The sequence below is a fragment of the Desulfatiferula olefinivorans genome (assembly GCF_054657895.1).
On sequence record NZ_BAAHXV010000012.1, the window covers coordinates 59,703 to 80,264 of the forward strand.

A 20,562-nucleotide genomic window follows, 5' to 3' on the forward strand; every position below is an offset into this window, starting at 1 on the left:
CCGGCCATGACGAAAAAACGAAAAAAAGCGGTGGCCCTGCGCTACGACCCCCTCACGGACCGTGCCCCGAAGGTCACCGCCAAAGGCGCGGGCGATACGGCGGAACGGATCATCGCCATTGCCCGCGAGCATGATATCCCCATCCGGGACGACGCCGATCTGGTCGAGGTGCTCTCACGCCTCGACATTGAAAAGGAAATCCCCCCAGATGTCTATGTGGTGGTGGCCGAACTGCTGGCCTTTGTCTACTCGGTTAACGGAAGAAAAAAACCTTTTAAGCGGCATGACGCATGAAAACCCTTCTGGTCAGTGAAAATAAAATTGTGGCCAAGCTGATTGTTCATGAAATCATGAACAAAAACAGGGAAATCGCCGTCTTCGAATCCTGTGACGACATCCTGTCCCACATCAGGGCCTACATGCCGGATCTGGTCCTGGTGTATTCGGACCACCTGATCAGCCTGATCCGAACCATCCGCGAAGCGAAACTGTTCATGCCCGGCAGCCGCGTCCCCCTGCCGATTCTGGCCATCATCGAACACGACGAACCGTCCCGGATCGATGAAGCCTGGGCCGCCGACGTCACCAAGATCCTTCTGGCGCCCTTTGAAAAGTCCGAACTGCTGGACGCGGTGTGCAGCCTTTACGATTCCAAAAAAAACCTGGCCAACGCCACGATTCTCGTGGTCGACGACGCACGGTTCATCCGCAAGGTGGCCTCGGACGCCCTCGGTCAGGCCGGCTTCCATGTGCTCACCGCCGAAAACGGCAAAGAGGCCTGGTCGATCCTGAACGATGAAACGCAGCCGAAAATCGACCTGGTGATCACCGACCTGCACATGCCGGAAATGAACGGGGAAGAGCTGTGCATCAAAATCCGCAAGCACAAGACCCTGGGCCGGATCCCCGTGATTTTCCTGACCTCCCAGGGCGGGGAAAGCACCGAACTTCGCATCCTCAAAGCCGGGGCCTCGGATTTTCTGACCAAACCCTTCACCAAAGACCTGCTGCTGGCCCGGATCACGGTCCATCTGGAAAGCTGGATTCTCACGAAAAAGCTCAACGATCTGGTCGACGCACGGACCGCCAACCTGGCCAAGGCCAAGGAAGAGGCCGAACGGGCCGACAAGGCCAAAAGCCAGTTTCTGGCCAACATGAGCCACGAAATACGAACGCCCATAAACGGCATCATCGGTTTCACGGCCCTGGTGCTGGACATGGACCTGACCGACGAACAGCGCGAGGCCCTGATCACGGTCAACCAGTGTTCCGAAACCCTGCTGTCCCTGATCAACGACATCCTCGACCTGACCAAGATCGAATCGGATAAAATCGAACTTGAAGCCATCGACTTCAATCTGGAGGATCTGCTTTACGAAACCTGCGATATCGTCAAGACACGGCTCAGCAGCGGCAAAGTGGACCTTTTGGTGCATGTCGACGAAGACATCGACGCCATGGTCAAGGGCGACCCCACTCGCCTCCACCAGGTGATCATGAACCATCTGAGCAATGCGGCCAAATTCACCGAGGAGGGTCACATTCTGGTCGAAGCGAAAAATGCCGGTGAAGACCCGTCGCACCTTTACGTGGAGATTTCCATCAGCGACACGGGCATCGGCCTTTCCGACGAGCAGCTGGGAAAAATCTTCGATCCCTTCACCCAGGCCGACGGCAGCACCACACGCCGCTATGGCGGTACCGGCCTGGGCCTGACCATCGCCCGGCGACTGGTCGGTCTGATGGGGGGCAGCCTCCATGTGGAAAGCCGGGTGGGAAAAGGATCGCGTTTCTACTTTACCGTGGCCCTGGAACGGGCCCAGGCAGGCGACGACGGGCAATACCCCGTGCTCGAAGAGGACATCATCGGGAAACACTGCCTGATCGTCGACGACAACCCGGCGGCCCTGCGCATCGAGGCCGACATCGTCTCCCGGGTGGGCATGATTCCCAAAACGGCGGCCTCGGCCCGGGAGGCCCTTGAGGTCATCGACGGAAACGACCGTTTGATCCTTTTGGATATCATGATGCCGGACATGGACGGCTACATGCTGATCGAGGCCCTGAAAAGCCGGTTGAAGGACGCCATGCCGCCGGTCATCGCCGTCACCGCCGACACCCGGACCGGCATTGTCCGGCAGATCGAGAAAAGCGGTTTTTCCGGCTACCTGTTCAAGCCGGTCCGACGAAAGTCCCTGATCAACATGGTCCACCGTGTCATGGGCCTTGCGACGGCCCCGGGCAAAGGCCCCCTGTTGACCGAACAGGCCGTCTCCCGGAAAAAATCGCCCGGCCTGAAGATTCTGGTGGCCGAGGACAACACGGTCAACCAGACCCTGGCCGTGAAAATGCTGACCAAGATGGGGCACCGTCCCGATATCGCCGAGGACGGCCGCATGGCCGTGGACATGGCGCTGAACGCCGCCTACGACATCGTGCTGATGGACATGCAGATGCCCCGGATGGACGGCCTGGAAGCGACCCGCCACCTTCGGTTCAAAGGGGTGACGACACCCATTGTGGCCATGACGGCCAACGTGTTCGAATCGGACCGGGACGCCTGTCTGTCGGCGGGGATGAACGCCTTCATCTCCAAACCGTTCAAACGGGAAGCGATCCGGGACATTCTCCAGACGTACTGCCCGACCCATGACGACATGGGTTTGATTTGACGGACAAGGCGTGTTATCTTAAAGGTCATTGCGCACCATCGGCCCACACATCCATCACAACGCTTATGACAGAAGGTGATATTCATTGAATGCGATCAAGGCAGGCTACCGGCCGACCGGATTCCTGAAATGGGTCCCCCCCGTAAGTTCGATCCTTCTGGCTCTGTTGTTTACGGTATTCATCGTCAAGCTTGACGACCACACCGAAAAACGAGCCCAAACGCGGATGAACGAGCATGCCCGGGTGGTGGCCGGAAACCTCTGGAACTTCAACCTGGAAGGTGTCCGGGCTTACCTGGATCTGGCCGCTGAAACCTACGGCTACGAGAGTGTCGTGATCACCGACCACCGGGGGCATCTGTTCTGGAGCCTTCCCCAGCGGCCCTGTTCCGGCCTCGAAGGCCGACTGCTCAAAACGGGGCTGATTCCCCGAATTCCCCTGTCCTCCCCGATCGCCTACGAGGGACGGCCCATCGGCACGATCGAGGCGGTCTGGGTCAAAAACACCCTGGCCGAAAAAGCCTACGCCTTTTTCTTCCTGACGCTCTGTCTGACGGTGGTATTCCTGTATATCCGCGTCCTCGAAGAAAAAGCGGCCCTTGAAGACAACGTCCGGGAGCGGACCCGTGAACTGTTAAATTCCAACACGGCTCTCAAGCATGAGATTGTCGAGCGGGCCCGCATCGAGGAAGCCCTTCGGAACAGCGAGGAAAAGCACCGGTTCCTGGCCGAAAACATCAACGACGTGATCTGGACCATGGACCTCGACCTGAACTACACCTACATCAGCCCGGTGGCCGGGAAACTCCACGGCTGGACCGACGAGGACCTGAAGACCCTGACCGTCAAGGATGTCCTGACCCCGGAATCTTACGAAATCGCCGCCGCCAAGCTGGGCGAAGAACTGGTCACGGGAAGTCAAACCGGCCGGTACAACCGCTCGGTCACCCTGATTCTCGAAATGTACTCCAAGGACGGCAGCACCCTTTTCTGTGAAATCAAGTCCTCGTTCATCGTAAACGAAGACGGGGTCCCCACCGGTATCATGGGGGTGACCCGCAACATCACCGACCGGATGAAGGCCCAGCAGGAAAAAGACGCCCTTGAACGGCAGCTGGACCGGTCCCGGAAAATGGAGTCGTTGGGCCTCCTGGCCGGCGGGGTGGCCCACGACCTGAACAACGTGCTTTCAGGCATCGTCAGTTATCCGGAAATTCTGCTGCTGGATTTACCCGAGGACAGCCCCCTTTATCGCCCCATCAGCCTGATAAGGGATTCGGGCCTGAAGGCGGCGGCCATCGTGGAGGATCTTTTGACCCTGGCCCGGCGCGGAGTCATGGCCAAGGAAACCATGGTGCTCAACCACACCATCAACGAATACCTGGCCTCCCCGGAGCATGAAAAATTGATGGCCTTTCACCCCCGGGTGTCCATCCGCCTTCAATTGGAAGATCAGCTGCCCGGCATCAAAGGCTCTCGGCTCCACATCAAGAAAACCCTGATGAATCTGGTGGCCAACGCCGCCGAGGCCCAACCCCGGGGCGGCACCATCACCCTGTCCACCCAGAGCCGCTATCTGGATAAACCCATGACCGGGTTTTACGCGGTCGATGAGGGCGAATACGTGGTCCTGACCGTGTCCGACGAGGGTGAAGGCATATCGGAAAACGACATGCAGCGAATCTTCGAGCCGTTTTACACCAAGAAAGTCATGGGCCGAAGCGGGACGGGGCTGGGGCTGGCCGTGGTCTGGGGCACGGTCCAGGATCACAAGGGGTTTATCAATCTCAGCAGCCACCTGGGCCTTGGCACCGTGTTCGAGCTCTATTTCCCTCTGGTGCGGGCCACGGACACCGACAAAGAGGAACCGGCCACCATCGAATCGATCATGGGCAAGGACGAACGGATCCTGGTGGTCGACGATGTGACGGAACAGCGCGAAATCGCAGGCCGTATGCTCAGCCGCCTGAATTATCAGGTCCATACCGTGTCCTCGGGCGAGGAGGCCGTGGAGTACCTGAAGCACCACCAGGCGGACTGCGTGGTGCTGGACATGATCATGGATCCGGGCATGGACGGCCTGGACACCTACAAGCAGATCATCGCCATGAACCCCGATCAGAGGGCCATCATCGTCAGCGGCTATTCGGAAACGGATCGGGTGAGGGAAGCCCAGCACCTGGGCGTGGCCCATTACATCAAAAAACCCTACATGATCGAGAGCATCGGCCAGGCCATCCGGCAGGCGCTCAACCGGTGACCCGAAGCCGACCCGTCAGGGAACCCCAAACAGATCGATCAGCCCCAGGCTGAGAACGGGCAGGTAGGTGATCAGCAGAAGGCAGCCGATCAGGATCAGGATAAACGGCAGGGTTGACCGGTAAAGGGACAAAATGGGGCGGTCGAATCGCAAGGCGGCGATAAAGAGGTTCATGCCCACCGGAGGGGTCGAATAGCCGATTTCCATATTGGCCAGGAAGATGATCCCCAGATGCACGGGATGCACCCCGTAAGCCTGGGCCAGGGGGAGAATCAGGGGAACCACCACGAAAATCGCCGAATAGATATCCAGAAAACAGCCGACGAGCAGCAAAAAGACGTTGAGGGCCATCAGAAAGGCCGGCCGCGAGTCGATGACCTGCCTGATGGCGTCCAGCATGATCATGGGCACCTGGGCATCGACCATGTAGTTGGTCAGACCGTAGGCCGCCCCCATGATGATCAGCATGGCCCCGGAAAGGGCGATGCTCCGCGTCATTACCCCGTAGACGGCCTTTACCGGGATATCCCGATACACCAGCACCTCGATCACCAGGGTATAGACCACCGTCAGGGTGGCCACCTCGCCCAGGGTGACGAACCCGCCGAACAGGCCGCCCATGACGATGACGGGGATGGCCAGTTCCCATTTGGCCACAAAAACGGCCCGCATCACGTCACGGAGGGTTCCCGGCAGGCGGGGCACCTTGTTTCGCCGGGCCACGGCCATGCTGAACAGGGCCAGCACCACGATCAGCAGAAGACCGGGAAAAAGCCCGGCCACAAAGGTCTGGGTGATACCCGTTTCAGCCACCACCGCATACATGATCAGCGGAAGGCTGGGAGCGAACAAAAGCCCCAGGCTGCCCGACGAGGTCAACAGCCCCAGGGAAAAGGATTCGGGATACCCCCGGCGGATCAAGGCCGGAAACAACAGCCCCCCCAGGGCCACGATGGTCACCCCCGAGGCCCCGGTAAAAGCCGTGAAAAAGGCGCAGCAGATCAGGGCCACCACGGCAAGCCCGCCGGGCATGAACCCCAGGACGGCGCTGGACACGTTGATCAGCCGGACCGAGGCCCGGCTTTCCGACAGAAGGTAGCCGGAAAAGGTAAAAAGGGGGATGGTATACAACAGGGGGTTGTTCGAAAAATTATTGTACACATCGACAATAATGGCGGCGATGGGGATGTCGGCAAAAAAGAAGCCCGTCACGGCATAGGCTGACAGCACCAGAAACACCGGCGCGCCCAGAAAGGCCATCACCGTGATCACCGTAAGAATCAGGATCAACATGTCCGGCCTAAGGCGCTTTCCGAGCCCAGAGCCCTGCAAGACCCCGGACCGCAAGATGAACGGCGATGAGGGCATAGCCCAGCGGAATGATCGTTTCCGCCGGCCAGACCGGCACGTCGAGGCCGGGCAGCTTCATCCCGCCCTCGTATTCCATCGTCACGAAACGCACACCGGCGAAGCAGAGCACCGCAAGAACCCCCAGGGAGAAAAGCAGCACCAGACCCTCGGCAACCGGGCGGAACCGAACCGGAAGAAACCGGGGCAGAACGTCGATGTGAATGTGAAGGCCTTCACGGGCGGCCATCCCGGCACCGAGAAAGACAACCCAGAGCACCAGATGACGCACCAGGACGTCGGTCCCCTCGATACCCGTTTGAAACACATTGCGCAGAACGATCTGGACCAGAACCAGGATAATCATAGCCGACAGGCAGACGGCGGCCAGAACGGCATCCAACCCGGCGATCAGGGCGAAAAGCCGCATGATCCGGCGGCTTGAGGGGTCAAAAAATCCGGCCATCGATCCCCCCGCCGTTTTCCCCGTGGGTTTCCCGGTATTCCCTGACCAGAGAAAGGGTCCGGTTGAGCAGCTCACGGGAATAGAGAACCCCCACCTGATTTTCGCGGGCCGCGTGTCCGGCCTCCATCAGAAAGCGGACCTGCTGCGAATGGGCCTCGGAGTCGGGCTGGAGAATGGTCATGCCCGCTTCCTTGAGGAGTTTGACGCTTTCATGGTTGGCCGCCCTCAGGTCCTCCTTCTGGCGGTCACAGTAGCGATCGGCGATGTCCAGAATGATCCGCCGGTGTTCCGGTGAAATCCGGTTCCAGATTTTCTTGGTGACGATGTTGGCCCCGACCACGTTGAGCATGGGGACATCGGACATGTACTTGAACCGCGTGTACCATCGGAAGGCGATGGCCCCGAAGGGGGTCATGCCCGCCGAATCGATCAGGTTGGTCGACACCGAGGTCATCACGTCGTTGACCGACAGGGGTACGGGGTTAATATCCATGGACTTGTAGAAGGCCTGGGCCAGGGTGTCTTCCCCCGGCACCCAGCAGCGGGCCTTTCGCATGTCGTCGACGGTCATGACCGGCTGTTTGAAAAACAGGTACATGAAGCCGATATCGACGAAACTGCCCAGCACCACGAAGCCTTTCTGATCGAAATATTCGAACATGTCCGCTTCGAGTTTGTCCCTGACGTATGCCACCTCGGCGTCGCCGGCAAACAGGTAGGGGATCTCGGTCACACGGACCTCGGGCACGATCTGCCCCAGGCTGTAGCCCGAAAAAAACCCGCCGTGGAGCTGGCCCAGCCGGATTTTCCGGAACACGTTGCTGTCGTCTCCCTGGACCCCGCCCCAGTAAATTTTAAAGGCCACCTGGTTGTTTGTGGCCCGTTTCACCTCCTCGTTGAAATCGTCCATGCGCCGGGTCATGGCGTGGCCCTTGGGGGCCACCGTGGCCATCTTGAGCACCACCTGGGGTTCTGAGGGGCCCGACGACGCAGGCAGGGGCCATCCGGAAATCAGAACGCACAGTAATCCCACCGTCCATACGGACATGACACGGCTCGTCCCGGCTGTTTTAAAAGAAGTCATCCACATGGTTCACAAGCTCCCCGGCTTTCATCTTACAGACATTGGTCACGGCGCAATGGTCGGGCAGAATGTCCTCGGGCTGGTCGAGGATATGCTGAAGCAGGCTCAGATAAAGCTCCCTGTCCTGCTTTCGCACCGCGTAAAATTTGGCGAAAAACAGATGATGCATCAAAAAACGCCCCCCCGACAGGTCGATGGCCCTCTCAAAATAGGCGCGGGCCTTGACCGGATCACCGCCCGCAATTTCCGGCTGGGCCGAATAGTAACAGGCCATCACCAGGCAGGGACTGGCGAAAAAATAGGTCTCGTCGAGTTCCAGAAGCCGACGGGCCATGGCCTCGGCCTTGGGAACGTCCAGGTACACCCGGACATCGTCCAGATTGAGCCGGATGTAACTCAGCCAGGCAATGGTGGTCCAGAACAGGGCCGGCACTTTTTTCTTCCTGATGGTTCCAATTCGTCGCTCGAAGGCGTCAAGGGGCTCGGAAAGCACCGACGTCCCGTCTGCAAACAGACTCCGAAGCCCGTAATCCCGTGAGATGCGGTACATCCGGCTCGCCCGGGGCTCGTCGCTGTCCTCCACAAAGGCGAAGGCGTAACCGAAATAGGCATGGGCCCCGTTCAGCAGAAAGGCGTCATTGTCCGGCGAGATATCGATCAGCCCGCTGATGCCGGCCAGCGAGAAGGGCATGCTCTCGGCCATGATCCCAATATCGCAGTTCCGGTTGAACGACTCGTTCATCTGGGTCACCACGGGCGAACTCATGTCCACCATCAGCCGGGTGGTCAGGGCGCATCCCGAGGCAAGCCCGGCCAGGGCGATCAGCACCAGCGGCGCCGCCTCCCGCATCAAACGTTTCATCAAAAAACTCCTGAGTGAAGAATCACGATCCCTGCCCGGCAAACGGGCCTTTGCGGCAGGGAGTCTTGTATGGTGGAAGTCACATCGGTGATAACGAATTGTGCCCCGACGGACTTTGCAATGTCAAGGGCCAAAGGTAATATTAATGTAAAATCACGGGGCCGGGCCGCAACCCGTCATTGAAAGGACCGATCCGCCGCCCGCAAGCCATCGGGATTATCATTTTGACAACCCTTAGCTATGACAGGTATCAGACAATTTTTACGAAACCGCACCCTGAGGAGGCCCCATGCGTTCGGCAGGCATCGACATCGGATCACGATCCATCGAACTGGTGATTCTTGAAGACGGAAAGGTGGTCGAAACCCGACAGGCCGATACGGGTTTCGACCCCATGGCCGTGGCCTTCGACCTGATCCGCGGTCTCACGTTTGACCGCATCGTCGCCACGGGCTATGGCCGGAACCTGTTCGAAATCGCCTGTGACGGGGAAACGGTCACGGAAATCAAGGCCCATGCCAGGGGGGCCCAGGCCCTGTTCCCCGGCGTCCGGACCATTCTCGACATCGGCGGCCAGGACAGCAAGGTCATAAGGACCAACGGGGCCGGCAAGGTCGTCAAATTCGAAATGAACGACCGCTGCGCAGCGGGAACGGGAAAATTCCTGGAAATCATGTCCCGGTCCCTGGGCTTCGATATCGAGCACTTCGGCGACCAGGCCCTGTCGGCGGACGGCGAGCTGTCCATCAACAGCATGTGCACGGTGTTCGCCGAATCCGAGGTCACCTCCCTTCTGGCCCGGGGGCAGGACAGGCGTCACATCGCCCGCGGCCTTCACCGGTCCGTGGTCACACGGGCCCTGTCCATGATCCGCCGGGTCTCGGACGAGGGGCCCATCGTTTTCTCCGGAGGCGTGGCCCACAACCGCTGCATGGTCCGTTTTCTCGAAGCCGTGAGCGGGCGAGAGGTCCTCCTTCCCGAACAGCCCCAGATGACCGGTGCATTGGGGGCCGCATTCATCGCAACCGAAACCGTGAGGTAAACCATGAGCGAAACGCTATTCAACACATTGCAGGCAGCCTTCGAACAAAATGTCCGTGATATCGACACCATGAAAAAAGACGGACGCAAAGCCGTCGGGTGCTACTGCCTGTATTCGCCGGTGGAGTTGATCGTGGCCGCCGACGCCGTCCCCCTGCCCCTTTGCGGCACCAAAAACGACCCCGTCGCCGCCGCCGAAGAGGTGCTTCCCAGGAACCTCTGCCCCCTGATCAAAAGCAGTTACGGCTTCGCTGCCCTGGATTCCTGTCCTTTTTTCCGTTTTTCAGACATCATCGTGGCGGACACCACCTGCGACGGAAAGAAAAAAATGTTCGAACTGATGCAGGAATACAAAGAGGTGCACGTGCTCCAGCTTCCCCAGAATCAGAACACGGACCTGTCGCTTGCGCCCTTTCGCCGCGAGGTCGAGACCATGAAAACGCGGATCGAAGATCTGACCGGCATCTCTCTGTCCACAGAACGCATCAACGCGGCCATCGATCTGCTCAACCGGGAACGGGATGCCAAGAAGGCCGTCATGGATCTGGCCCAAACCAAGCCCTCGCCCATCAAGGGGTCTGAAATACTGAACGTCCTGTTCAAGGTGGGATTTCTGGCGGACAAGGAAAAGGGGATCCGTCTGATGAACGATATCGCGGATCACTTCACGGGCCGTGCGGCCAAGGGCGAAAGTCCATACACATCGTCAACGCCCCGCATCCTCATTTCGGGCGTGCCCATGGGGATCGGATCGGACAAGGTCTGCCGGATCCTTGAAGAAGCCGGAGCCTGCGTGGTGGGCTTCGAAAACTGCACCGGATACAAGCAGGTGTTCACCATCCCCCAAACCGACGATCCCATCGACGCCCTGACCCGTCAGTACCTGTCCATCCCCTGTTCGGTGATGAGCCCCAATCCGGGACGCCTTGATCTCCTCGCAGACATGATCGAACGCTTTTCCGTGGACGGGGTGGTGGACCTGACCTGGCAGGCCTGTCACACGTATAACGTGGAATCCTTCGGCCTCGAATCCTTTCTGAACGACACCTGCGGCCGGCCCATGCTCCACCTTGAAACCGACTATTCCGATTCGAACACCGAACAGCTGAGAGTGAGGATTGAAGCCTTTCTTGAAATGATCTGACGTTTTTTTCCGGGGGGAGACCGGGATTTTAAGCTCTTTGCTTGACTTCACGGACGATTCTTATTAATTTGTCCCGTTTGGCATTCGAGCAACATTTGATAGACTCGAAAAAAAGTCATCAAACGATGGTAAAGAAAAACGTTCGAGTTCAAGGCGCCGCGAAGCCCGAGGAATGAGGCGTACTTAGGGTACGCCGCAATGACGAGGGATGACGCGCAACGCAGAAATCGGGCGTTTTACGAAGCCATCACATTTAACACCCTGATGTGACGGAGAGACTATGAAAGAGCTTCACGCTGAGGCAGCCCCCCTGGAGGACATGATCACGGCCATGGCCCAGACGGGCTATTCGGAAAAGGCCGCCCGCTACTTTTTGAACCGGCCCCACATGGGCCGCATTGCCGACGCCGACCAGGTGTCGGACTTCATCGGGTCCTGCGGGGACACCATGACGATCTACCTGAAAATCAACGGGGACATCATCGAGGACCTCAAGTATGAAGTCATGGGCTGCGCCGGCGCCATATCCGCCGCCATGGCCGCCGTGGACATCGTCAAAGGCAAAACCCTTGATTTCGCCCGGAGCATCAACGACGGAGACATCTTCAAGACCCTTGAAAACATTCCCGAGAAAAAACACCACTGCATCCAGCTGGCCGTGAAAACCCTTCACAAAGCCATCGACGAGTACCGTTCAAAATAGCCCCGAAGGGCCTGTGAAAATGCAGGCCCTTCGCAGTTCAGCCGCAAGGCCGTGCCCGCATGATGATTCTCCCAACGTTTAGCCCTTCTATTTGAAGTATTCTTCGTAAATATACTGATACACCGCCTCGCTTTTCATCTGCTTCAGCGTATCTGAAAACTGCCTGACGAACGCTTCAGGAACCTTGCTTTTGCTGAACATGATATATAGACCGTCCGATTTGATGGGATTATCCGTATGAGGAATGATCTGGGACATCTTCTGCGCTTTCAAGATGGCGGACCCGTTACCCAGTTCGGCGGCCACCAAATCGATCCGCCCAACGTTCAGTTTCCTGAAATTGGTCTCATCGTCCGTCGATTCATCCATCGTCCCGATGGTTTTCAATGTTTCAAGGAATTCCGGCGTATAGCTGTACCCGCGAACGACCCCGACCTTTTTCCCCTTCAGATCAGTCAGTCCGCGATAGTTCACCTTGTCTTCGGCCCGTGACCAGATCACCCAGGGAGACGTCACGAGGGTTTCTTCCGGATAAAAGGCGAACGCTGTGCGTTCATCGGAGAAATTAGCTGAAAACAGCGCATCGGCTGCTCCGGTCTCGATCATGTAAATGGCCCGTTTCCACGGGTAGGCCTTGAGGCTTTTCACCGTGACGCCCATGCGCTTGAACACCTCCCTTACGACCTTTGTGCTGAAACCGCTAAGCCCACCCCCTTCGTCAACGATCTGATAGGGAGGCCATTCATCACACACGACGGTCAATTCATTAACCGCTGCAACCGACAGGTTGCCAAGCATTAGACACCACACCAGGGCTGACAAACACAGAATCTTACCCATACGTCCTCCTTGATCTGACGGGCCGACGCCGTTGGCCCGTCTTTTGATGATAGACAGCAAGAAACGCGACATGATACCGACCCGATAATTACAAAAGAATGATCTCCCACCACCACACGCGATAAGAAAAACCGAACAGGCTCTGCGATAAAGACAAAACACGTACGCCCGAAATTTGGTCAAGAGAAAACGAAATCGGTGGGGAAACGAACGCGCCGAGAGGACGGCACAATGATTTTGAAGTTTATCATACACGTATTTCAATTACAATACGGGGGAATAATCCTAACAAAAATCTAACAGTGTCCATGCTCCCCCGTCCAGAGACCGGTATCCCAGTTGTAAGTCTCGTTGGGCTGGAAGCGGTTTTTGTAGGTCATGCGGGGGCAGGCCTCGACATAATAACCCAGGTAGTAGTAGGGAAGCCCCAGGGCTTTGGCTTCGCCGATTTCCCGGATCACGCTGAAGGTGCCCAGATTCAGACGGCTGAAGGCCGTGTCGTAGATGAAGTACACGCTGCTCAGACCGCTCCGGCAGCGATCCAGAAAGCCCACGCCCGCCAGGGTGTCGCCCAGGTAATACTCGGACTGGAGGGAGGGACAGGAGGGGGTGAAAAAACTCCTGAAAAATTCGCCGGGATCGTTGTCCCGCTTGCCGAAACGATGGAGGGAATGGTCGCGGTAGATGTCGAAGATCCGGTCTGAAAAGGCAAGGGGACCGAAACGGACCCGGATGTCCCGGCTTCCGGCCAGGACCCGTTTCTGACTCCGGCTGATCCGGTAGGTTTCCGTGGGCACCCGGAGCGGAATGCAGGCCCGGCAGTCGGGACAGGCCGGCCTGAAAAAATAATAGCCGAATTTCCGCCAGCCGCGGGTCAGATAGGCGTCAAGCTCTTCCTCGTTCAGGCCCGCGGCGAAAAAATAGTCGAAGCGCCACGTTTTCCCCGGCAGGTAATGGCAGGGCGACGGCGGGCTCTTTCGGATATCCTGAAGCAGCATCATGGCGGCCGGCTAAAAAAAAGGGCCGCTGCCCGCCAGAATCACCAGCAGGATCGCGGCCCCCGCGACAAGGACGAAAAGAAGCTGATCGGCGCTGAACCGATACACGACAGCCTTAGATCTTGTCCAGGTTGAAGGCCTGGTGCAGCACACGGACCGCCAGCTCGCCGTAACGTTCGTCGATCACGCAGGAAATGCGGATTTCCGAGGTGCTGATCATCCGGATGTTGATGTTTTCGGACGCCAGGGCCGAAAACATGGTGGCCGCCACACCGGCATGGTTCTTCATGCCCACGCCGATCACCGACACCTTGGCGATATCGTCGGCACCCAGAACCTCCTTGCCTCCGAGTTCCTGGGCCACCTTTTCGGCAATGGCTTTGGCCTGGGCAAAATCGGTCTTGTTGACCGTGAAGGTCAGATCGGTTTCACCGCCGGACCGCGTGTTCTGAATGATCATGTCCACCTGGATTCCGGCTTCGGCCAACGGGGTGAACACTTTGGACGAGACACCGGGCTGGTCCGGCACTTTTTTCAGGGTCAGACGGGATTCATTCTTATCCAGGGTGATACCGGATACCACCAGTTGTTCCATGCCGGAATCTTCACCAACAACCATTGTGCCTTCCTCCTCATTGAATGATGTTCTCACGTGAATCGGTACATTGTATTTCTTTGCAAAGCCCACGGAACGGATCTGAAGCACCTTGGCGCCCAGGCTGGCCATTTCCAGCATTTCATCGTAGGAAATCTGTTTGAGTTTTCGAGCCTTGTCGCAAATGCGGGGGTCCGTGGTGTAGACGCCGTCCACATCGGTATAGATCTCACAGGTATCTGCCTTGACCGCAGCGGCGATGGCCACGGCCGAGGTATCCGACCCGCCCCGGCCCAGGGTGGTGATATTGCCGTCCGGATCGATGCCCTGGAAGCCGGCGATGATCACGATTTTCTTTTGGGCCAGAAGATCTTTGATCCGCTGTGCGCCGATACTCATGATCCGGGCCTTGGTGGCCATGCCGTCGGTCAAGATGTCCGCCTGGAACCCGAGCAGGGAGGCCGCCGGATAATTCATGTCCTGAAGGGTCATGGCCATCAAAGCGATGGTGGTCTGCTCGCCGGTGGCCATGAGAACGTCAAGTTCCCGTTTGTCCGGCACCTTGCTGGCCTGATGGGCCATGGCGATCAGGTTGTCGGTCACCCCGGACATGGCGGAAAGCACCACCACCACGTCATGACCCTGATCGTAGGTCTTGATGATCCGTTTTGCGACATTGCGTATGCGTTCGATATTACCGACCGAGGTGCCGCCGTATTTTTGAACAATGAGTGCCATTTCATCTCCCTAACAATGCTTGATTATAAGCAAATCTGATTCACTTCCAGGCCAGTTGGACAAAAAAAGTTCCTTATCAGATTTCTTCATCCAAGTCCAGCGCTGAAACGCTGAAAATACAATTGTCGCGCATCGTCCCGTCCGATGACCATCTCGATGCGGAGGTAGTCCTCAAAAAAACCCGGGGGAAGCCGATCCGGCCATTCCACGGCCAGAACACCGCCGTCGGCCAGCATCTCGTCGATGCCAAGGTCCCAGACATCCTCGGGGTCTTCGATACGGTAAAGATCCAGATGATACAGAGGGAGCCGACCGGGATACGCGTTGACCAGGGTGTAGCTGGGGCTGGTCACGTAATACGCGTCGGGCACGCCCAGACCCCGGGCCAGCCCCTGAACCAGGGCGGTCTTGCCGCTGCCCAGATCCCCGGCCAGACAGATCACCGTGCCCGGTTCGGCCAGGGCCCCGAGTTCCCGGCCGATCCGATGCGTGTCGGCAAGGGTCGGGGCGATCAGGGTGAAGGGCGAGCCGGAACAAAGCCGGTCAGACAGGGCGGTCATATCAGAACGCTCGCTGTGTGATGAAATCCGGGGCGGGCAGGCGGCGGTCCCGGACCAGCCCCATGACCCGGGGCATGACCGCGGCCATTTCCGAAGCCAGAACCCCCACAGGTCCCACGGTATCGGCCAGCCTGTCGGCCGCCGCGCCGTGAAGGTAAACGCCCATGCGTGCGGCGTCGCCCGGATCATAGCCCTGACAGATCAGACCGGCAATCAGCCCCGTCAGCACATCGCCGGTTCCCCCGGTCGACAAAAGGGGATTGCCCGTGGGATTGACAAAGGCCCGGCCGTCGGGGTGGGCCACCACGGTCCGCGCTCCCTTGAGTACCAGATGGACCCGGTACTTCTCCGCAAAGGCCTGGGCCGTGCCCACCCGATCCGCCTGAATGGCCTCGACGGACCGCCCGGTCATCCGGGCCATTTCCCGGGGGTGGGGCGTCAGAACCGGCGGATGGGCCATGGTTTTCAACCGGCCCCCATGGCCTTCCAGACTGTTCAGGGCATCGGCGTCCATGACCACGGGCACCGACGCTTCACCCATCAGGGCGTGGACCACGGAAACGGTCTGGGGGTCCAGCCCCAGGCCGGGCCCCACGGCCAGACAGGCTTTTCCGTCCAGCGCCGAGCGGATCTGATCCAGCGAGGCCTTGCCCAGAACGCCGCCTCCGGCTTCGGCAAGCGGCAGGGTCATCACTTCGGTAAGCAGGCTTTCCAGCACGGGGTTCAACGATGCGGGAACGCCCAGGGTGACCAGACCTGTGCCGACACGCAAGGCCGTTTCGGCACAGAGGGCGGCCGCGCCGCTTTTTCCCAGGGATCCGGCCACGACCATCAGGTGTCCGGCGCTGCCCTTGTGGCTGTCCGGAAGGCGCGACCGGTACAGGTCATGGATCATATCAGGCGTCAACAGGTGCGTATAGACCAGGGCTTCACGGGCCATCTGCGGCGGTATGCCGATGTCCACCACCTCGATGCGCCCGACAAGACCCGCGCCCGGGTAGAGCAACAGCCCGGCCTTGGCCGCTCCGAAGGTAACCGTGACCCGGGCCCGGATGCAGGCTCCCAGGATCCGGCCCGTGTCCGGATGCAGGCCCGAGGGGATATCCACGGAAAGAACCGGTTTGTCCAGTTTGTTGACAAATTCGATGACCAGGCGAAACAGGCCCGTGACATCCGTGTTCACCCCGGTTCCGAGGAGCGCGTCCACAAAGATGTCCCGATGGGCCATGGCGGTTTTGTGCCTGAGCAGATCCGCCTGGTCCCGAATCTCGATGACGGGAACGGAAAGGCGGGCAAGAAGGTCCAGGTTGGCTTTGGCGTCACCGGAGACGGCCGTCATGTCGCAAAACAGGTAGACCGTAACGGGAATGCCCCGGCAGGCCAGATAACGGGCGATGACGAATCCGTCGCCCCCGTTGTTGCCCCGTCCGGCAAGAACGCCCACGGACGTGAGCGACAGGGCCGCCATCATGTCGAGCAGCGCTCCCGTGGCCCCCCGACCGGCGTTTTCCATCAGCACCAGGCCGGGAATGCCCAGATCCTCGATGGTTTTACGATCCATCTGCCGCATCTGACCGGCGGTGACCAGATCCATTGTCCCCTCCTTTCCGCGACCCTAAAGGCCGGCAATCAGGGCACGCATCTCCCGGACGGCGGCATCCATGCCGACCATGGCGGCCCGGGACACGATGCTGTGGCCGATGCTGAACTCGTCGATCTCGTGAAGTCCGGCAAAGGCCTTGATCGACGTGTAACAGATTCCGTGTCCGGCGTTGACGCCCAGACGAAGCTTGTCGGCCACCTTGGCGGCGTTGACGATGTCGGCAAAGGCCTTTTCCCGCCGGGGCCCGGAGATCTCGTCACAGAAGGTCCCCGTATGGATTTCGACCATATCGGCGCTGATGCGGTGGGCGACCTTGATCTGCTCCACATCGGGATCGATGAAGACGCTGACCGTGATCCCTGCGCTTTTCAGGTTCTCGACGGCCTCGGACACCTTGTCCCGATGCACGATCAGATCGAGCCCCCCTTCGGTGGTCAGCTCTTCACGCCGCTCGGGCACCAGGGTCACCAGGTCGGGCTTCACGTCGAGGGCGATGCCGATCATTTCCGGGGTCACCCCCATCTCCAGAATCAGACGGGTCTGAACCACCTGCCTGAGCAGCCGGACGTCCCGATCCTGCACATGGCGGCGGTCCTCCCTTAAGTGGGCCACAATGCCGTCGGCTCCGGCCATTTCGGCGATCAGGGCCGCGGCCACGGGGTCCGGATACCGGGTTCCCCGTGCCTGGCGCAGGGTTGCGATATGATCGATATTCACTGCCAGTCCTGCCATGGGTGTTCTCCTTCGATTATAAATCCATGATAGACGACGGCGGCTGCCGTCCGCTAAAACGCGTCGAGATTCGGATTGGGTTCGATCAGACGAAGCAGCTCGAGGCTTTTGGTTTCCATGATCAGGGCATCCGCCTCGGAGCGCTCGTGATCGTAATCGACCAGGTGGAGGATGCCGTGGACCAGAAGCTGGGACAGACGCTCGGCAAGGGTGATACCCGCGTCATCGGCTTCACGTTTCGCCGTGTCCGCCGAAATCACCACATCGCCCAGAAGGGGGGTGATCGCCCCGAACTCCCCTTCACGCATGGAAAAGGACAGCACATTGGTGGGGCCGGTCTTGTTCCGGTAAGTTTGGTTCAGCTCGGCCATGTCGGCGTCGTCGACGATCAGAATCGACAGCTCGTCATCATTTAATCCCAAGGCGCTTAAGATGGCTTCCGCTTTCGTCCCAAGTTTCGTCAAGTCCACGCTGTGGGTTTGCTGCCTGTTGTCGGTCAGTATCTCCATTTTTCGCTTTTCCGTTGGCGGCCGGTGTCTTGTCCGGGTATTTGATGCGGTGATGATGGATGCCTGAAAGGATCTGGTTGAACCGTTTGGCGATGCTGTGCAGATCCTTGAGGGTGATTTCACAGTAATCGAGCTGACCGTCGGAGAAGATCTTGTTGATCAGCCGCTGAACCAGGCCCTGGATCCTTGCCGGTGTGGGGTCGTCCAGGGTCCGCGAGGCGGCTTCGACCACGTCGGCGATCATCACGATGCCGGCCTCCACGGTCTGGGGTTTGGGCCCGGGATACCTGAAGTCCGCCGGGTTGACCGTTTCTTCACTGTCGATTTTCTGGGCCTTGGCCTTTTCGTAGAAAAACTCGATCAGGCTGGTGCCGTGATGCTGGCGGATCGTATCGATGATCGGTTTGCCCAGACGGTATTTCTTGGCCATTTCCACGCCGTTTTTCACATGGCCGGTCAGGATCAGGGCCGACATGGACGGAGCCAGCTTGTCGTGCTTGTTTTTCCCGTGCTGCTGGTTTTCGATGAAATACTGGGCCTTGTCGATCTTGCCGATGTCGTGATAGTAGCCGCAGACCCTGGCCAGCAGGGGGTTGGCCCCGATCTCGGACGCCACGGCATCGGCCATGGTGCCCACGATGACGCTGTGGTTGTACGTTCCCGGCGCTTCAATCATCAGACGACGCAAAATGGGCTGCTCCAGATTGGCCAGTTCGAGCAGCTTGATATCCGTGGTGTAATCAAAAAGGATTTCCACCAGCGGTGCCAGCCCCGCCGTGACGATCCCTGCGGCGATGCCGCCGGAAAAGGCGAACACCCAGCCCCAGAAGATGCTGTTCCAGTTGAAATCACCGAAATAGGTGATAACGGCCGTGGAAAAAAGCAGGTTCACCAGCCCGAGCTTGGCTCCGGCTTTGATGAACACCTTGCGCTCACTGCAGTCCCGGGTCCAGTAGGCGGCCATGGTGGTGCTCATCAGAAAGAACACGAACACCTCGAACTGATTCTCGAACAAAATGGCCACAAGAACCGAGAACACGATGCAGAACGGAATCGCCACCTCGAGGCCCATGAACAGACAGACCGTCATGGCCGCAGCGGCGATGGGCATGCCGTAATGGACCGATGACTCGGGAATGTCGAAGGCCAGGGTGGCCGAGATGACGCCGGGCACCGACAGGGAGATCTTGGTGATAAACAGAAACACCACCATGATGCAGGTGAGGAACAGCATGTTCTTGTTGTGGTCGATGTTGATTTCGTTCCTGGGCCTGAGATTGAGGATATAGACGGTGGACAGGAACAGAAGCACCAGGAGGGCCACGCCCACGCTCCGGAGAATCATGTTTTCGTTTCGGGTCTGGTTCTGAAGGGCCTTGAGCTTGAGCAACTGGGGCCGGGACACCCGTTCCCCTTCCCGGAGAAGCATCTCGCCCGCCTTGATCCGGAACATGGTCGGGGCGATTTCCGACTCGGCGCGCTTTTCACGCGCTTCGGTCTCGCTGCGGTTCTGGGTGATGTTGGGCAGAAGCAGCCGCTGGGAAAAATCGACGATCACGTTTCGGACGCTGTAGTCGATTCCCTCAAGCAGGGGGTCCGCCTCGATACGGACCATGGTCTGGGCCTGTTCCAGACTGTAGAACCGTTTGAGGCTCTGCTCCACGGTCTCGGTCTTGGTGGCCAGGTTCCGGATGGAGATGCCCTTTTCAACCTGGCGAAGCAGAATCTCCTTGTTGTCCACGATGCCGTTATCCAGAATCTTGAACAGAATCTCGCAGATCAGGTTTTCCATTTCCACGGAAAACTCTGCCTTTTCAAGCACCTGGTACACCGCCTTGCTGACCTTGATGCCCAGCTTCCGTTCGAACTCGTCTTTTTTCGCCCATATCAGGGCATGGACCGTGGTTTCGGGTTTGGCCTCCTCCCCGCCGTTGGGGGCTGATCCGGCCGCCACCGGCGGGAGAGCCGGCACCGCCACGGCACCGGTCTTGGCCGCCTCGATGAACAGGCCCCGGAACTCGGCAAACACGCGCCGGACCCTCTGGGTCAAATCAATGGCCAGGTTCGTGTCGTGGTCATAGACGGTCAGCACCGAGCGTATCGCCTGGAGACGGTTCATCTCCGTGGCGTCCGTGTCTTCCACGAAAAAATCACGGGGGGCCTTGATATCCCGGGGGGCAATGTCCCCCAGCTTGTACTCGTATTTGTCCGCGCTGATATCCGGATAGAGAAACACCGTAAAAACCAGCGTGAACCCCAGCAGGATAAACCAGACCACATTGTTGCTGCTTCGAAAGAAGTCGGTCAGTTTATGCCTGAAGGTCGGTTTGTTTTTTGCCATAATATTTACCGCATGCGACACCGGTGCGGCCCTTTGGGTGAGCATTCCGCCAGCCGGATTCCTGACG

Annotated in this window: 18 protein-coding genes; 6 read left to right on the forward strand and 12 right to left on the reverse strand. The window is 58.8% G+C overall.

Translation table 11 applies throughout. The features are described 5' to 3' along the window. Positions 1 to 6 precede the first annotated feature (6 nt). The 3 genes from ACYQ11_RS10640 (at position 7) to ACYQ11_RS10650 (ending at position 4,932) form a co-directional block, all read left to right on the forward strand. A complete protein-coding gene (locus ACYQ11_RS10640; RefSeq protein ID WP_459923760.1) occupies positions 7 to 294 on the forward strand; it encodes an EscU/YscU/HrcU family type III secretion system export apparatus switch protein in 288 nt (95 codons plus the stop codon). Further along, the gene (locus ACYQ11_RS10645) at positions 291 to 2,672 is read left to right on the forward strand and encodes a hybrid sensor histidine kinase/response regulator (RefSeq protein WP_459923761.1); all 2,382 of its coding nucleotides are present in this window, start codon (positions 291 to 293) and stop codon (positions 2,670 to 2,672) included. The genes ACYQ11_RS10640 and ACYQ11_RS10645 overlap by 4 nt, the downstream gene beginning before the upstream one ends. 85 nt (positions 2,673 to 2,757) lie before the next feature. Further along, the gene (locus tag ACYQ11_RS10650; RefSeq protein ID WP_459923762.1) at positions 2,758 to 4,932 is read left to right on the forward strand and encodes a hybrid sensor histidine kinase/response regulator; all 2,175 of its coding nucleotides are present in this window, start codon (positions 2,758 to 2,760) and stop codon (positions 4,930 to 4,932) included. A 15-nt stretch (positions 4,933 to 4,947) separates the two neighbouring features. Here the strand turns inward: ACYQ11_RS10650 and ACYQ11_RS10655 are convergent, their stop codons facing one another. Genes ACYQ11_RS10655 through ACYQ11_RS10670 form a run of 4 tightly spaced genes read right to left on the reverse strand, consistent with a single transcriptional unit; the run spans position 4,948 to position 8,691 of the window. After that, on the reverse strand, positions 4,948 to 6,225 hold the full coding sequence (locus ACYQ11_RS10655; RefSeq protein ID WP_459923763.1) for a TRAP transporter large permease: 1,278 nt from the start codon (positions 6,223 to 6,225) through the stop codon (positions 4,948 to 4,950). A gap of 7 nt (positions 6,226 to 6,232) precedes the next feature. After that, positions 6,233 to 6,745: a TRAP transporter small permease gene (locus ACYQ11_RS10660; RefSeq protein WP_459923764.1), complete on the reverse strand. Its 513-nt coding sequence runs from the start codon at positions 6,743 to 6,745 to the stop codon at positions 6,233 to 6,235. Further along, a complete protein-coding gene (dctP, locus tag ACYQ11_RS10665) occupies positions 6,729 to 7,793 on the reverse strand; it encodes a TRAP transporter substrate-binding protein DctP (protein WP_459923765.1) in 1,065 nt (354 codons plus the stop codon). The genes ACYQ11_RS10660 and dctP overlap by 17 nt, the downstream gene beginning before the upstream one ends. 22 nt (positions 7,794 to 7,815) lie before the next feature. Beyond that, positions 7,816 to 8,691, reverse strand: a complete 876-nt coding sequence (locus tag ACYQ11_RS10670) for a TRAP transporter TatT component family protein (RefSeq protein WP_459923766.1) — start codon at positions 8,689 to 8,691, stop codon at positions 7,816 to 7,818. A gap of 289 nt (positions 8,692 to 8,980) precedes the next feature. Here ACYQ11_RS10670 and ACYQ11_RS10675 point away from each other — a divergent pair, with 289 nt between their 5' ends. The 3 genes from ACYQ11_RS10675 to ACYQ11_RS10685 all read left to right on the forward strand — a co-directional run bounded on the left by ACYQ11_RS10675 (position 8,981) and on the right by ACYQ11_RS10685 (position 11,579). Next, positions 8,981 to 9,733, forward strand: a complete 753-nt coding sequence (locus ACYQ11_RS10675; RefSeq protein ID WP_459923767.1) for an acyl-CoA dehydratase activase — start codon at positions 8,981 to 8,983, stop codon at positions 9,731 to 9,733. Positions 9,734 to 9,736: 3 nt separating this feature from the next. Beyond that, a complete protein-coding gene (locus ACYQ11_RS10680) occupies positions 9,737 to 10,876 on the forward strand; it encodes a double-cubane-cluster-containing anaerobic reductase (protein ID WP_459923768.1) in 1,140 nt (379 codons plus the stop codon). Positions 10,877 to 11,156: 280 nt separating this feature from the next. Then, positions 11,157 to 11,579 (forward strand): iron-sulfur cluster assembly scaffold protein, encoded by a 423-nt coding sequence (locus tag ACYQ11_RS10685; RefSeq protein WP_459923769.1) that lies wholly within the window; start codon positions 11,157 to 11,159, stop codon positions 11,577 to 11,579. Positions 11,580 to 11,666: 87 nt separating this feature from the next. Here ACYQ11_RS10685 and ACYQ11_RS10690 read toward each other — a convergent pair whose 3' ends face one another. The 8 genes from ACYQ11_RS10690 to ACYQ11_RS10725 all read right to left on the reverse strand — a co-directional run bounded on the left by ACYQ11_RS10690 (position 11,667) and on the right by ACYQ11_RS10725 (position 20,495). Further along, positions 11,667 to 12,491 carry a substrate-binding periplasmic protein gene (locus ACYQ11_RS10690; RefSeq protein ID WP_459923770.1) on the reverse strand — a complete coding sequence of 275 codons (825 nt, stop codon included), beginning with the start codon at positions 12,489 to 12,491 and terminating at the stop codon, positions 11,667 to 11,669. 224 nt (positions 12,492 to 12,715) lie between these two features. Next, positions 12,716 to 13,420 carry an arginyltransferase gene (locus ACYQ11_RS10695; RefSeq protein WP_459923771.1) on the reverse strand — a complete coding sequence of 235 codons (705 nt, stop codon included), beginning with the start codon at positions 13,418 to 13,420 and terminating at the stop codon, positions 12,716 to 12,718. Between the two features lie 112 nt (positions 13,421 to 13,532). Beyond that, on the reverse strand, positions 13,533 to 14,750 hold the full coding sequence (locus ACYQ11_RS10700; protein ID WP_459923772.1) for an aspartate kinase: 1,218 nt from the start codon (positions 14,748 to 14,750) through the stop codon (positions 13,533 to 13,535). Positions 14,751 to 14,836: 86 nt separating this feature from the next. After that, a complete protein-coding gene (tsaE, locus tag ACYQ11_RS10705; RefSeq protein ID WP_459923773.1) occupies positions 14,837 to 15,310 on the reverse strand; it encodes a tRNA (adenosine(37)-N6)-threonylcarbamoyltransferase complex ATPase subunit type 1 TsaE in 474 nt (157 codons plus the stop codon). Position 15,311: 1 nt separating this feature from the next. Then, entirely contained in the window at positions 15,312 to 16,904 is a 1,593-nt protein-coding gene (locus tag ACYQ11_RS10710) for an NAD(P)H-hydrate dehydratase (RefSeq protein WP_459923774.1), read from the reverse strand. Positions 16,905 to 16,925: 21 nt separating this feature from the next. Further along, positions 16,926 to 17,645, reverse strand: a complete 720-nt coding sequence (locus ACYQ11_RS10715; RefSeq protein ID WP_459923775.1) for a pyridoxine 5'-phosphate synthase — start codon at positions 17,643 to 17,645, stop codon at positions 16,926 to 16,928. Positions 17,646 to 17,698: 53 nt separating this feature from the next. After that, positions 17,699 to 18,067, reverse strand: coding sequence for an rRNA maturation RNase YbeY (gene ybeY / locus ACYQ11_RS10720; RefSeq protein WP_459923776.1), 369 nt, complete (start codon positions 18,065 to 18,067; stop codon positions 17,699 to 17,701). Then, a complete protein-coding gene (locus ACYQ11_RS10725) occupies positions 18,054 to 20,495 on the reverse strand; it encodes an HD family phosphohydrolase (protein ID WP_459923777.1) in 2,442 nt (813 codons plus the stop codon). Before ACYQ11_RS10725 ends, ybeY begins: the two co-directional genes overlap by 14 nt. Positions 20,496 to 20,562 lie beyond the last annotated feature (67 nt).